This is a genomic window from Patulibacter ginsengiterrae (genome assembly GCF_056269115.1).
In genome coordinates this window covers 20,698-33,405 of record NZ_JBWDOG010000023.1, presented here as the reverse complement: position 1 = coordinate 33,405, position 12,708 = coordinate 20,698, and the positions used below count along the sequence as shown (strand labels likewise).

Genomic DNA, 12,708 nt, shown 5'->3' with positions numbered 1-12,708 from the left:
GACTTACGCAGTAAGGATAGCGTTACTTACAACGTAAGTACGAGTCGACATCGGAGCGGGGAGCGACAGCATGAACAGGGACGAGATGCGAAGGGTCTGCGTGATCGGGGCCTCGGGGAAGCTCGGGCAGTACCTGGTTCGGCAGGCGTTGGACCGGGGCTACGAGGTCGTCGGGGTCTGCCGCGAGCGCAGCGTGCCGAAGCTCGCCGCCTACGCGGACCGGATCACGATCGTCCCCGGGCCGACCAACGACCGGGAGCTGATCCGGAAGGCGGTCGCCGGGTGCGACGGCGTGCTGACGGTGCTGGTGCCCTGGGGCGTGCAGCAGTACTCGTCGGGCACGGCCGAGGCGGTGCTCGACTACGCAGAGCCCGACGCGCGCCTGATCTTCTCGTGCGGCTGGCACATCACCCGCGACGGCCAGGACCACTACTCCCGACGGTTCCGGGCGGCGCTTCGGGTCGCCACCTGGCTGGGCCGGCTCGTGCGGGCCGTCGAGATCGACGACCAGGCGGAGGCCTGCCGGCGGATCTTCGCCAGCGATCGCCGCTGGACCGTCGTCCGCGGCAGCGACCTCGAGGAGGGGGAGAGCCAGGGCCTACCGGTCTGGAGCCACCACGTCGGCGACCCGGTCCTCGCGAGCAACCTGACCCGGCGCGTCGACTTCGCGTCGTTCATGACCGAGGCGCTGACCGACGACGCGCTCGTCCGCGAAGCGCCGGCGATCGTGGGGTGTCGGTCGGCGAGCGCGCTGGCGCACGTCGACCGTGGTCGGTCCGCGAGCCTGCCGGGGGCATGACCTCACCTGGACTCGTTCTCCGCGGCTCTCAGTGCCCGCGTTTGAGCGGAGCCCTGCGTCAATTCCTGGTGCGCTCGGGGAGACTGCTGGAACATGAGCGCCGATGTCGAGCTGACGGTCAGGTCTGCCACGTCGCTGGCCGCGATGATCGCGAGCGGTGAGGTCTCTGCGAGCGAGGTCGTCAACGCGCACCTGGCACGGATCGCCGGGGTCGACGGGGACCTCAACGCTGTGGTCCAGCTGGCGGATGACGCTTCCGAGCGGGCGCGCGCCGCGGACGAGGCGCTGGCCCGTGGCGAGGAGGTGGGCCCGTTCCACGGCGTCCCCTTCACCGTCAAGGACAACGTCGAGACCGCCGGGGTGATCACCGCCGCGGGTGTGCCTGAACGTGCGGGCCTCGTTCCGTCGCGCGACGCAACCGTCGTCGCGCGCATGCGTCGTGCCGGCGGGATCCTGCTCGGCAAGACGAACTGCCCGCCCTGGGGCAGCGGAGTCGAGACCGACAACGACCTCTACGGTCGTACCAGCAACCCGCACGACCTTGCCCGGACGCCCGGGGGCAGCAGCGGCGGTGAGGCGGCGATCGTTGCGGCCGGCGGCTCGCCATGGGGGATCGGTACCGACTCCGGCGGCAGCGTCCGCATTCCGGCGCACTTCTGTGGCGTCTGTGCGCTGAAGCCCACGCAGGCGCTGCTTCCGGTCACGGGCGTGTTCGACGACGAGGGCCCGATCGGCGCGATGAGCGACCCGCGCACGCAGATCGGCTCGATCGCTCGCACGGTCGAGGACCTCGGCGCGATGCTGCGTGTGCTCGCCGGGCCCGACGGCCGCGACGGTGGCGTGCCGCCCGTCGCGCTCGGCGACCCGGCGGTTGTCGACGTGACCGGCCTGCGCGTCGCGGTCCACTCCAACAATCAGATCGCGACGCCAACGTCGGCGACGGTGGCCGCTGTGCAGGCGGCGGCGGGCGTGCTCGCCGATGCGGGGGCGCAGCTCTACGAGCGGCTGCTGCCGGGCAACGGCCACGGGCTCACGGTCGAGGTGTGGTCCTCGTACGAGGGCGGCATGTCGAGCCTCGATCTCTATCGGCTGTTGCGGCGCTGGGACGCCTACCGCTCCGAGGTCCTCGGGTTCCTGGCCGACTACGACGTCGTCCTCTGCCCGGTCTACCCGGCCCCGGCGCCCCTCCACGGTGGGACCGCCGGCGCCGAGATGCGCGCGGTCGAGTTGCGGTCTGCGATCAGCTACACGACGCCCTTCAGCCTCGTCGGTGCGCCGTGTGCGGTGGTGCCCTTCGGCGTATCGCCCGAGGGCCTGCCGATCGCCGTGCAGGTCGTCGCGCATCCGTGGCGCGATGACGTCGCGCTCGCGGTCGCGGCGCTGCTCGAAGCGGCGCCGCAGCGTCGCGCTGTCGTCCCCGCGGCGGTCGCGGCCGTCTGACCGACGCAGGCAGGAGGACTCCGACGAGCCCCGATCGGCGCTGCGCGTCTGGAACCGTCTCATGGACGGGCGGGGTTGACCGAGCTACGGTGGCCGGGCGAGGGCTAGCATCAGGACCCGATGGCCGTCGGATACGCCCCGTGACCCTCCGCGAGCTCCACGAGCGGATCGCCGCGAGCTCCGCCCCCCACTGGCGCGTGCTGCCGCCGGGTCCCGGCTTCGACCTCGGTGCAGGGATGGCGGTGGGGCGCCCGCATGGTGCCGGCGTGCCCGATGCCCAAGGCGCTGGCGGCGCACGACCGTCCGGAGTCGCCCACGCGACGGATGGGCTCTCGGTGGTCGGGGGCGAGACGCCGGTCGGTCACACCCACCGCGCCGTCCTGCGCTCGGACGTCGACCTCATCCTCACCTGGGGGATGCGTGAGTCCGAGCGGGAGTACTTCGAGCCGTGGCTCGGCAACCTCGGGCGCCTGACGGAGGTCCGCGCGGAGCGGATCCTGCTCGATGTCCTCTGGGCTGGATCGCTCGTCGATCGGTTGCTCGGCCTACGGATCGACGACGCCGTCCTGCCGTTCCCGCGGTCGCGCCAGCCACGCGTGAAGGGCCTCGCGGACCGCTACTTCCCCCGTCAGGAGACCGATCCGTGGCGACTCGTCCACGAGCTCGGCAACCCGGACGGACCCGCGTTCGACCGGATCGTGCACCGCTCGGGGCTGCGCGTGGAGTAGTTGGTGGGCCCGCCGACGAGCGGGCGACGAGGTGCTTGCCAGTGCGGCGCACGTTCTCGAGGTGCGGCTGGCGATTGCAGCGGCGGCTGGGCGGGTTCTACGAAGCCTCGAGTCGGGCGTCTGCGTCAGAGGTCGACGCGCTCGACTCCGGGGTGGTCTCGCAAACTTCCGTCGCGAATCGGGCTGAGGTTTCGCCGTCCGCGTGCGGCGCCGGAGGACCCGCAGCTTCGGCGCTCGCCGAAGCAAAAAGGCCCTAGGCGCGTAACCATCAGAGATGGACATAGGCGCTACTGAGGCTGTGTCATCAGGCCACGATCAGGCCACGAACCCGGTTCTCGCCCCGAGCCGGCAGCTGAAGACCCTCGCCCCAGAACGACGGAAGCCCCGCGTTTGCAGGGCTTCCGTACCGATGGGCATAACTGGACTCGAACCAGTGACCTCTCGCGTGTGAAGCGAGCGCTCTAACCAACTGAGCTATACGCCCGGAGGGGCTGCACAGATTAGCGGTCCCGCCGCGCGGGTGCCTGGTCGCGAGGGGTCGGGGCCGCGGATGGCCTCGATTCGTGTGATCCTATGCCCATGGACGACACCACTCCCCTGGCGAGCGTGGACGCCGAGCAGGCCGATCTCGTCGCGACGCCCGACGAGGGGCCGGCCCTGCCCAGCGACGAGGCCGAGGACCGCAACAAGTCGCCCGAGGGTGGCCGTGGGTACAACGACCACGCGGTCGCGGTCGATCCCGAGGACGCCCCGTCGGCCAACTCGTTCATGGTCCAGATCACCGTGGCGATGTTCGTCGTCGTCGCGCTGCTGGTCGCGACCGCGATCACCGGCTCGACCGTGATCCTGCTGATCACCTTCGTCTCGATCCTCTGCGGTCTCGGGGTCGTGCTGAAGGCCGTCTTCAAGATGATGTCGACCGACTAGCAGTCGTCGGCCGGTCCGCCCGGCGGCTGCCGCTCGGGTACGATCGGCAGACGCGTGAGCGGCGGGATGAGCCCGTCGTCGACGGCATCGATGGGGGAGTCCCCGTGCGACGCCGGCCCGTGAACCAGGTCAGGTCCGGAAGGAAGCAGCCTTAAGCGGTAGTCGGTGGGCGCGCGGGTGCCTCTCCCGGAGTCGTCGGCGACGGGCTGATTCCGCCGTTCCGCGTAGGATCCGACGATGTCGGCCTCAAGTCCTGTCCTGACCCTCCACGGTCTCGCCCCGTCGCACCCGTGTATGACGGTCGCCGCGGCGCTCGAGGCCAAGGGCCTCGCCTACGAGCGCGTCGACCTGCCGATGGGCGGGCACATCGCCGAGATGGAGCGGATCTACGGCACGGGCCGCACGACCGTCCCGGGCCTGCTGATCGACGACGAGCCGGTCCACGGCTCGGTGACGATCATGGATCGGATCGAGCGGCTGGCGCCCGAGGCCGAGGTCTCGCTGTTCCCCGCGCCGATCTCCGATGCCGTCCGCGAGGCCGAGGCCTGGGGCGACCGCGAGCTCCAGGATCTCGGGCGGCGGCTGCCGTGGGGCGCGATGCACTTCCGTCCCGAGGCGCTCGGCACGTTCGGCGGGGCCGGGCCGCTCGACGGTGCCGGCACCGACTTCGCGATCAAGATGATCCGCGGCACCTGGCGCCACCACGGGATCACGGCGGCCAAGATCGCCGACGACCTCGAGGGGCTGCCGGCCAAGCTCGACCACATCGACCGGCTGGCGGCCGAGGGGATCATCGGCGGCGAGCAGCCGACCGCGGCCGACCTCCAGATCGGGGCGACCCTGCGGGTGCTGCTGACGATCGGCGACATCGACCCGCTGATCACCGGTCGCCCGGGCGAGGCGATCGCCCGCCGCTGGTTCCCGGAGTACGCCGGTCACGTCCCGGCCGGGGCGTTCCCGGCCGGTTGGGTCCCCGGGCGCTGAACGACGGCCGCCCGCTCGTCCGTCCGGAAGGGCTTGACGAGCGGGCCATCGGGACCCGATACTGCACCTGCTTGTGTATCCAGGATGCAGCGTCCTGGGCGGGGGCACCAGAACGGGAGAGTCGTGACAGACGCGAGACAGATCGAATGGCGGGGACGCATCCGCCTGGTCGACGAAGTGGCCGAGGTCCTGCGCGAGCGGATCTACGCCGGTGCCTACGAGCCCGGCGCGGCGCTCCGCCAAGAGCAGCTCGCCGCCGACCTGCAGATCTCGCGGACCCCCCTGCGGGAGGCACTGCGGGTGCTGGAGCGCGAGGGCCTGCTGACCAGCGAGCCGGGCCGCGGCGTGCGGGTGGTGTCGGTCAGCCCGCAGACCCTGCTCGACGCCTACGCCGTCCGTGAGGTCCTCGACGGGCTCGCGGCGCGGCTCGCGGCCGAGCGGGCGGGCGAGGAGGACGTCGCCCAGCTGCGGGCGCTGCTCGAGCGGCAGCGCGACGCGCTCGACGGTCCGGGCGGCTTCGACCCCGGGAGCTACACCCAGGCCAACATCGCCTTCCACGCGGCGATCGTCGAGATCGCCGCCAACGACTTCGTCGCCGGCCAGCTGCCGCTGGTGCCGCTGACGGCGCAGGTCTTCGCGCCCAAGAAGCTCGTCAAGGAGGACCGCGCCCGCGGCGCCGTCGCCGAGCACGAGCTGATCGTCGCCGCGATCGAGGCCGGTGACGGGGCGGCCGCCGAGGACTGCGCGCGCCGGCACATCAGGGTCACGATCGAGCGGCTGCAGGGCACTGACGGTCGTCGCGTCGAGGAAGAGGTCGCCCGCCCGTGAGGGCGGCGGACGACCTGCTGCCGCAGGGCGGCCCCGGTGGGCATGGGGTCGTGCTCGGGGGCGCCGGAGCGGCATAGTCCGCGGCGGGCGATCACGGTGCGCGGCCGGGCGGCAGAGCGGGGCGGAGCGTCGAAACGGCGACCCGCCGGCCGCCGCCGGGCCTCGTTCGGCCGATCTGCTGCCGCGATCGGTCGAATTCGCCGCCAGCGCCCGTCGCCGCGGCGGGCACGGGCCGAACGCCCGCTCTCACTGGCGATCCGTGCCGCGCGCCGGGGCCGGCAGCGGTAGATCGGCCCGGTTCGGCGGCCGGTCCGGGCTGGTTTTGACGATTGGCCCTTGACTGGATCCTGGGTGCTGGATACAAATCGTCTGTGCCGTTCCCCACTCAACGCGTCGCTCGAGCGGCTGCTTGCCCGGCGAGCAGACGCTCTCGGGCTTGCGCCAGTCGCGCGACCGGTGAGCAGATCGCGTCCGCCGGCATCCGCGTCGGCGGGTACGCCGGGCGCATGGCGGCGGACCGTCTCCGCCACACGACCAAGAGGTGTAGCTGTGCCTAGTCTCTCCCGCCGATTCGCCGCCTCCGCGGCAGTCGGTGCCCTAGCCCTCTCGCTGGCCGCCTGCGGCGGCACCAGCAGCTCCTCCGGCGGTTCGGGCGGGGGAGGCGGCGCGAGCACCAGCCTGAAGGTCGGCTTCAACGCCGAGCCCGAGACGCTCGACTTCAGCACCACCGACGGGGCCGCGATCCCCGAGGCGATGCTGGTCAACGTCTACGAGGGCCTGGTCAAGCTCGACGAGAACGGCAAGATCCAGCCGCTGCTCGCCAAGTCCTGGGACATCAGCAAGGACCGCAAGACCTACACGTTCGACCTCCAGGAGGGCGCCAAGTTCTCCAACGGCGCCCCGTTCGACGCCGAGGCGGTCAAGTTCAGCATCGAGCGCGTCCAGAGCCCGGCGTGGAAGATCTCGCTGAAGAGCTACATGGACGTCGTCAAGGACGTCAAGGTCGTCTCGCCGACCAAGGTCGAGGTCACCCTCAAGCGGCCCTCGAACAACTGGCTGTTCCAGATGACGACGCGGATCGGCGCGATGTACGCCGAGGACGGCGTCTCCAACCTGGCCACCAAGCCCGTCGGCACCGGCCCGTACGTCGTCAAGCGCCGGGTCCGCGGCGACTCGATCGTGCTCGGCCCCAACCCCGACTACTGGGGCACGAAGCCGGCGATGCAGGACGTCACGCTCAAGTACTTCAAGGACGCGACCGCGCTCAACAACGCGATGCTGTCCAACGCGATCGACGTGATCGCCGACGTGCAGGCGCCTGACTCGCTCGGCCAGTTCGACGACAAGAACCGCTTCCAGGTCAGCGTCGGCACCACCAACGGCGAGCTCACGATGGCGCTGAACAACGCCAGCGGGCCGATGAAGGACGTCCGGATCCGCCAGGCGGTCCGGTCCGCGATCGACCGCAAGGCCGTCGTCAAGGCCGCCTGGGCCGGCTACGGCCCGGTCATCGGCAGCATGGTGCCGCCGACCGACCCGTGGTACGAGGACCTGACCGGCGTCACCCCGTACAACCCGGAGAAGGCCAAGCAGCTGCTGGCCGCGGCCGGCAAGCCGAAGCTGAACGTCCGCTTCCGCGTGCCGAACCTGCCCTACGCGATCGCGCCGGCCCAGGTCGTCAAGTCGCAGCTGGCGAAGGTCGGCATCACGGCCAACATCGACGTGCTGGAGTTCCCCGCCCGCTGGCTGGCCGAGGTCTTCACCAAGCACGACTACGACATGTCGCTGATCGAGCACGTCGAGCCGCGCGACATCGTCACCTTCGGCAACCCCGACTACTACTGGGGCTACGACAACAAGCAGGTCCAGGACCTGCTCGCGAAGGCCGACGCCGGCACCGAGGAGGAGCAGGTCGCCGACATGAAGCAGGTCGCCCGCAAGCTCGCCGAGGACGCCGCGGCCGAGTGGCTCTACGTGATGCCGAGCATCGAGGTCGCCGCGCCGGACATCACCGGGCTGCCGAAGAACCGGATCAGCGAGTCGTTCGACCTGACGACGATCAAGCGCTCGGACAGCTAGCGGTGCGCACCGAAGAGGGACGGGGGAACGGCTGATGGCGATGACGTTGCTGCGACGGACCGGGCTGCTGGTGATCAGCCTGGTCGTCGCGTCGATCCTCGTGTTCCTCTTCATGGCGGTGCTGCCCGGGGATGCCGCCGAGGTGTCCCTGGGCACCAACGCGACCCCCGAGGCGGTCCAGCAGATCAAGACCGAGTTCGGGACCGACCGACCCCTGATCACCCAGTACACCGACTGGGCGGCGGGTCTGCCGACCGGCGACTTCGGGACGTCGTACGTCACGAAGGAGCCGATCACCCCGCAGATCAGCGACCGGATCCAGATCACCCTGATCCTCGTGTTCGCGTCGATGCTGGTCTCGCTGCTGGTGGCGTTGCCGCTCGGCAGCCTGGCCGCCGCGCGCCACCGGCACACCAGCGGCCTGTTCCTCTCCGGCGCCAGCCAGGTGGGGGCGGCGATCCCCGCCTTCCTCGCCGGGATCCTGCTGGTGGCGCTGTTCTCCGTGAAGCTCGGGTGGCTGCCCTCCAGCGGCTGGACCCCGCCAGACGAGGACTTCGGGCAGTTCCTCCGCCAGCTCGCGCTGCCGGCGATCTCGCTCGGCCTGGTCGAGGGCGCGATCCTGACCCGCTACGTCCGCTCGTCGGTGCTCGAGGTGCTCGGGGAGGACTTCCTGCGGACCGCGCGCGCCAAGGGCCTGACGCGGTCGCAGGCGCTCGTCCGCCACGGGCTCCGCAACGCGGCGATCCCCGTGATCACGATCCTCGGGCTCGAGCTCGCCGCGCTGCTGATCGGCGCAGTCGTGATCGAGCGCGTCTACGTGATCCCCGGACTCGGCAGCCTGCTGCTGGACAGCGTCTCCAACCGCGACCTGCTGACCGTGCAGGGCGTCGTGATGGTGCTCGTCGCGGCGGTCCTGATCATCAACTACGTCGTCGACCTGCTCTACACGGCGATCGACCCGCGCCTGCGGAGGTCCTCATGACCCACGCGATCACCCGCATCGACCTGGAGGGGCTCCGATGAGCACCGGAATGGCCGGCCCGCTCGCGGGCCCGCATGGGGCCGAGATCCCCGGGATGACCGAGACGAAGCGGCCGCTGACGCCGAGCCTGATCGTGGGCATGGTGCTCGTCGGGTTCATCGTCCTGATCGCGCTGATCTCGTTCGTCTGGACCCCCTACGACCCGACCGACATCGACGCCAACGCGCGCCTGCTCGGCCCCACGGGCTCGCACGTGCTCGGGACCGACAAGTTCGGTCGCGACGTCTTCAGCCAGCTGATGTGGGGCGCGCGGACCACGCTCTTCGTCGGCGTCGTCGCGGTCGGGGTCGCCGCCCTGGTCGGCACCCCGCTCGGGATCCTGGCCGGGATGTCGTCGCGCTGGGCCGACGACCTGATCATGCGCGCCAACGACCTCTGGCTCGCCTTCCCGGCGCTGCTGCTGGCGATCATGTTCGGCGCCGTCTTCGGCGCCAGCACCCTGACCGCGATGCTCGCGATCGGCCTGGCGACCGTGCCGGCGTTCGCCCGGATCGCGCGCTCGGGAACGATGCAGGTGATGAGCAGCGAGTACGTGCTGGCCGCGCGCTCGGCCGGCCGCAGCCGGTTGGCGATCGCCCGCCACCACGTGCTGCCGAACATCGCCCCGCTGCTGATCGTGCAGTCCTCGGTCGCGTTCGGCATCGCGGTCCTGGCCGAGGCGGCGCTGTCGTTCCTCGGGTTCGGGACCAAGCCGCCGAACCCCTCGTGGGGCCGGATGCTGCAGGAGTCGCAGGAGACCCTCAGCAGCACCCCGCTGCTGTCGGTCTGGCCCGGCCTGGCGATCGCGGTCGCCGTGCTCGGCTTCAACATGCTCGGCGACGGCCTCCGCGACCGCTTCGATCCTCGACTGGACAGCCGCCGATGAACGCTTCCGATCGCCCGACCCCCGGTCCCATGGGACAGGCTGCTGACGCGGCCTCCTCGGCCTCGGCGGTGCTCGAGGTCCGCGGCCTGCGGGTCGCGACGCCGCGCCAGACGCTGCTGCACGACGTCGGCTTCACGCTCGGCTCCGGCGAGCGCCTGGGGATCATCGGCGAGTCCGGCTCCGGCAAGTCGCTGACCGTGCTCTCGGCGATGGGACTGCTGCCGGACGGCCTCGAGGCGACCGGCTCGATCCGGCTCGGCGGCGTCGACGGCAACCTGCTGGACGCCAGCGAGAAGCGGATGGCCGGCCTCCGCGGCCAGCGGATGAGCATGGTCTTCCAGGAGCCGATGACGGCCCTGAACCCGCTGATGCGGGTCGGCCACCAGGTCGCCGAGACGATGCTGCTGCACGGGACCCAGCCGAGCAAGCGGGCCGCGGCCGACGGCGCCGTCGAGATGCTCGACCGGGTGCGTCTGCCGAACCCCGGCGCGGCCGCCCGCGCCTATCCGCACCAGCTCAGCGGCGGTCAGCGCCAGCGCGTGATGCTGGCGATGGCCCTGGCCAACGACCCTTCGGTGCTGATCTGCGACGAGCCGACGACCGCGCTCGACGTGACCGTCCAGGAGCAGATGCTCCAGCTGATCCGGGAGGGCGTCGCCGCCCGCCAGTCGGCCCTGCTCTTCATCACGCACGACCTCGCCGTCGTCGCCAGCATCTGCGAGCGGGTGCTGGTCCTCCACAACGGCGAGATCGTCGAGTCGGGACCGGTCGACAAGGTCTTCACCAATCCCGACCACGAGTACACGCAGGGCCTGCTGGCCGCCTCCGACCTGGAGGCGAGCGGCCGGACCGCGCGGTTGCAGGGCGCCGGCACCAGCAGCGTGCGGGTCGCCGCGGACGCCGAGCGGGCGGCTGCGGGCGAGCAGGCCGTCGCTTCCGAGGCGACGGCGGACGAGGACGGTCCGCTGATCCGCGTCCGCGGCGTCACCCGCGAGTACCACCGCTCGCGGACCTCGCTGCGCCAGGCCTCGACCGCGATCAAGGCGCTCGGCGGGATCGACCTCGACATCCACGCCGGCCAGCGGTTCGGGATCGTCGGCGAGTCCGGCTCCGGCAAGTCGACGCTGATCCGCCTGATCTCCGGGCTCGACCACCCGACGGAGGGCTCGATCACCTTCGGGGGGACCGAGATCGCCGGCCGCAAGGAGCGCCACCTGCGGTTCCTGCGGCGGGAGCTGCAGGTCGTCTTCCAGGACCCGATGGGCTCGCTGAACCCGCGGATGCGGGTGCGCGACATCGTCGCCGAGCCGCTGGTCGCCCAGGGCGTCCCGGAGGCGGAGCGGCGCGCCCGCGTCGAGGAGCTGCTGGAGGCGGTGCGGCTGCCCAAGGACGCGGCGGCGCGCTTCCCCCACCAGTTCTCCGGCGGTCAGCGGCAGCGGATCTCGATCGCGCGGGCGCTGTCGGTCCGGCCGAGCGTGCTGGTCGCCGACGAGGCGGTCAGCGCGCTGGACGTGTCCGTCCGGGCCCAGATCCTCGACCTGATCACCGACCTGGTCGAGCAGTACGGCCTGACGCTGATCTTCGTCTCGCACGACCTGTCGGTGATCCGGCACGTCTGCGACACGGTCGCCGTCATGCGCAACGGGAGCGTCGTGGAGACCGGTCCGACCGACACGGTCTACGACCACCCGCAGGAGGAGTACACGCAGCGGCTGCTGGCCGCCGCGCCGACATTGGAGCGGGTGCTGACGGCGCAGGCCGGCGCCCGAGCAGGGGCCGAAGAGGAAGTGCTGGATCAATGACCGAGACGACGTCCACCGAGAGCACCGTGATCGACGACGAGGCCCTGACCGCCTTCACCCAGGAGCTGGTCCGGATCCGCAGCGTCCACGAGCCGGAGACCGGGAGCGACGAGTCCGTCGCCGCCGCGCTGGTCGCGGACCAGATGCGCGCGTTCGGCTGGGAGCCGCAGATCGTCGAGGTCGTGCCCGGCCGCCCGAACGTGATCGCCGTGATCGAGGGCGGGGGCGGCCCCGGGCCGACGCTCGGCTTCGAGGGTCACACCGATGTCGTCACCGAGGGCGACCGCGGTGAGTGGAGCGTCGATCCGTACGGTGGCGAGATCCGCGACGGCCGCCTCTACGGTCGCGGGACCGCCGATATGAAGGCCGGCGTCGCGTCGATGATCTACGGCGTCCGTGGGCTCCAGCTCGCCGGGCCGTTCCCCGGCCGGGTCGTGCTGATCGTGCTCTGCGACGAGGAGGGCATGATGCTCGGCGCCAAGCACTTCGCGCAGACCGAGCTGGCCGCGACGGTCGACGCCTGCATCGTCTGCGAGCCCGAGGGCGACGAGGTCTGCGTCGCCGCGCGCGGCTCGATCCGGATCCGGCTCGAGTTCCAGGGCAAGATGGCCCACGGCGCGATGCCGCAGAAGGGCCGCAACCCGATCACCGCCGCCGCCGGCCTGATCGCCGCTCTGCCCGAGTACCAGCGGGAGCTGCTCGAGTCGCACCCGCCCCACGAGCACCTCGGCCCGGTGACCCTGACCCCGACGGTCGTCGGCGGCGGCACCGTCGAGCAGGTCAACGTGATCCCCGCCACGACCGAGGTCTACCTCGACGTGCGGGCGATCCCGGGCGTCGACCACGACGCGCTGATCGGCCGGATCGGCGAGCTGGCCCGCGAGGCCGGGGCGCCGCTCGGCGTCGCGGTCGCGGTCGACGTGATCGACAACCGGCCGTCGGTCGAGATCGATCCTGCGCACCCCGTCGTCGCGGCCGTCGTGGCCGGCCACCACGAGGTCTGCGGGGTCACCCCCGTCTACGGCGGGGTGCCCGGCGCGACCGACGGCACCGTGCTCTGGCGCGACGCCGGGATCCCGAACGTCGTCTACGGCCCCGGCGACAAGTGGATCGCCCACCAGGTCGACGAGTACGTCGACGTCGCCGACCTCGGGCGCTACGCCCGCGTCTACGCCGCGGCGGCGCGACGGTTCCTCGAGTCGCAGGGCAACTGA

11 protein-coding genes, 1 tRNA gene and 1 other RNA gene are annotated in these 12,708 nt (G+C 71.4%); 12 read left to right on the top strand and 1 reads right to left on the bottom strand.

Translation table 11 applies throughout. The annotated features are described in order from the left end of the window. The first annotated feature begins 70 nt into the window (after positions 1–70). From ACVUH9_RS20590 to ACVUH9_RS20580, 3 genes are all read left to right on the top strand, one after another. Positions 71–799, top strand: coding sequence for an NAD(P)-dependent oxidoreductase (locus tag ACVUH9_RS20590; RefSeq protein ID WP_475760399.1), 729 nt, complete (start codon positions 71–73; stop codon positions 797–799). A 93-nt stretch (positions 800–892) separates the two neighbouring features. After that, positions 893–2,239 carry an amidase gene (locus tag ACVUH9_RS20585; protein ID WP_475760397.1) on the top strand — a complete coding sequence of 449 codons (1,347 nt, stop codon included), beginning with the start codon at positions 893–895 and terminating at the stop codon, positions 2,237–2,239. A gap of 140 nt (positions 2,240–2,379) precedes the next feature. Then, positions 2,380–2,967, top strand: a complete 588-nt coding sequence (locus ACVUH9_RS20580) for a hypothetical protein (protein WP_475760395.1) — start codon at positions 2,380–2,382, stop codon at positions 2,965–2,967. Between the two features lie 410 nt (positions 2,968–3,377). On the opposite strand, the gene ACVUH9_RS20575 is transcribed toward ACVUH9_RS20580, so the two are convergent. After that, positions 3,378–3,451, bottom strand: a tRNA-Val gene (locus ACVUH9_RS20575). A 95-nt stretch (positions 3,452–3,546) separates the two neighbouring features. Here ACVUH9_RS20575 and ACVUH9_RS20570 point away from each other — a divergent pair. From ACVUH9_RS20570 to ACVUH9_RS20530, 9 genes are all read left to right on the top strand, one after another. Beyond that, positions 3,547–3,894 carry a hypothetical protein gene (locus ACVUH9_RS20570; RefSeq protein WP_475760394.1) on the top strand — a complete coding sequence of 116 codons (348 nt, stop codon included), beginning with the start codon at positions 3,547–3,549 and terminating at the stop codon, positions 3,892–3,894. A 93-nt stretch (positions 3,895–3,987) separates the two neighbouring features. Continuing rightward, positions 3,988–4,084: signal recognition particle sRNA small type (gene ffs, locus ACVUH9_RS20565), an RNA gene on the top strand. Positions 4,085–4,131: 47 nt separating this feature from the next. Continuing rightward, positions 4,132–4,878, top strand: coding sequence for a glutathione S-transferase (locus ACVUH9_RS20560; protein ID WP_475760392.1), 747 nt, complete (start codon positions 4,132–4,134; stop codon positions 4,876–4,878). Between the two features lie 123 nt (positions 4,879–5,001). Then, positions 5,002–5,706, top strand: coding sequence for a GntR family transcriptional regulator (locus ACVUH9_RS20555; RefSeq protein WP_475760390.1), 705 nt, complete (start codon positions 5,002–5,004; stop codon positions 5,704–5,706). 549 nt (positions 5,707–6,255) lie between these two features. Next, positions 6,256–7,785 (top strand): ABC transporter substrate-binding protein, encoded by a 1,530-nt coding sequence (locus tag ACVUH9_RS20550; RefSeq protein WP_475760388.1) that lies wholly within the window; start codon positions 6,256–6,258, stop codon positions 7,783–7,785. Positions 7,786–7,819: 34 nt separating this feature from the next. After that, entirely contained in the window at positions 7,820–8,767 is a 948-nt protein-coding gene (locus tag ACVUH9_RS20545; protein WP_475760385.1) for an ABC transporter permease, read from the top strand. A 94-nt stretch (positions 8,768–8,861) separates the two neighbouring features. After that, complete coding sequence (locus tag ACVUH9_RS20540; protein WP_475760442.1) at positions 8,862–9,692, top strand: ABC transporter permease; 831 nt, start codon at positions 8,862–8,864, stop codon at positions 9,690–9,692. Positions 9,693–9,721: 29 nt separating this feature from the next. Beyond that, the gene (locus ACVUH9_RS20535) at positions 9,722–11,494 is read left to right on the top strand and encodes a dipeptide ABC transporter ATP-binding protein (protein ID WP_475760383.1); all 1,773 of its coding nucleotides are present in this window, start codon (positions 9,722–9,724) and stop codon (positions 11,492–11,494) included. Continuing rightward, entirely contained in the window at positions 11,491–12,708 is a 1,218-nt protein-coding gene (locus ACVUH9_RS20530; protein WP_475760381.1) for a M20 family metallopeptidase, read from the top strand. The genes ACVUH9_RS20535 and ACVUH9_RS20530 overlap by 4 nt, the downstream gene beginning before the upstream one ends.

What these genes read in the sequence shown, in the direction of transcription:
- ACVUH9_RS20585 (WP_475760397.1), top strand. Translation starts at nt 893, where the DNA reads ATGAGCGCCGATGTCGAGCTGACGGTCAGGTCTGCCACGTCGCTGGCC.
- ACVUH9_RS20590 (WP_475760399.1), top strand. Translation starts at nt 71, where the DNA reads ATGAACAGGGACGAGATGCGAAGGGTCTGCGTGATCGGGGCCTCGGGG.
- ACVUH9_RS20545 (WP_475760385.1), top strand. Translation starts at nt 7,820, where the DNA reads ATGGCGATGACGTTGCTGCGACGGACCGGGCTGCTGGTGATCAGCCTG.
- ACVUH9_RS20540 (WP_475760442.1), top strand. Translation starts at nt 8,862, where the DNA reads ATGACCGAGACGAAGCGGCCGCTGACGCCGAGCCTGATCGTGGGCATG.
- ACVUH9_RS20530 (WP_475760381.1), top strand. Translation starts at nt 11,491, where the DNA reads ATGACCGAGACGACGTCCACCGAGAGCACCGTGATCGACGACGAGGCC.
- ACVUH9_RS20570 (WP_475760394.1), top strand. Translation starts at nt 3,547, where the DNA reads ATGGACGACACCACTCCCCTGGCGAGCGTGGACGCCGAGCAGGCCGAT.
- ACVUH9_RS20535 (WP_475760383.1), top strand. Translation starts at nt 9,722, where the DNA reads ATGGGACAGGCTGCTGACGCGGCCTCCTCGGCCTCGGCGGTGCTCGAG.
- ACVUH9_RS20560 (WP_475760392.1), top strand. Translation starts at nt 4,132, where the DNA reads ATGTCGGCCTCAAGTCCTGTCCTGACCCTCCACGGTCTCGCCCCGTCG.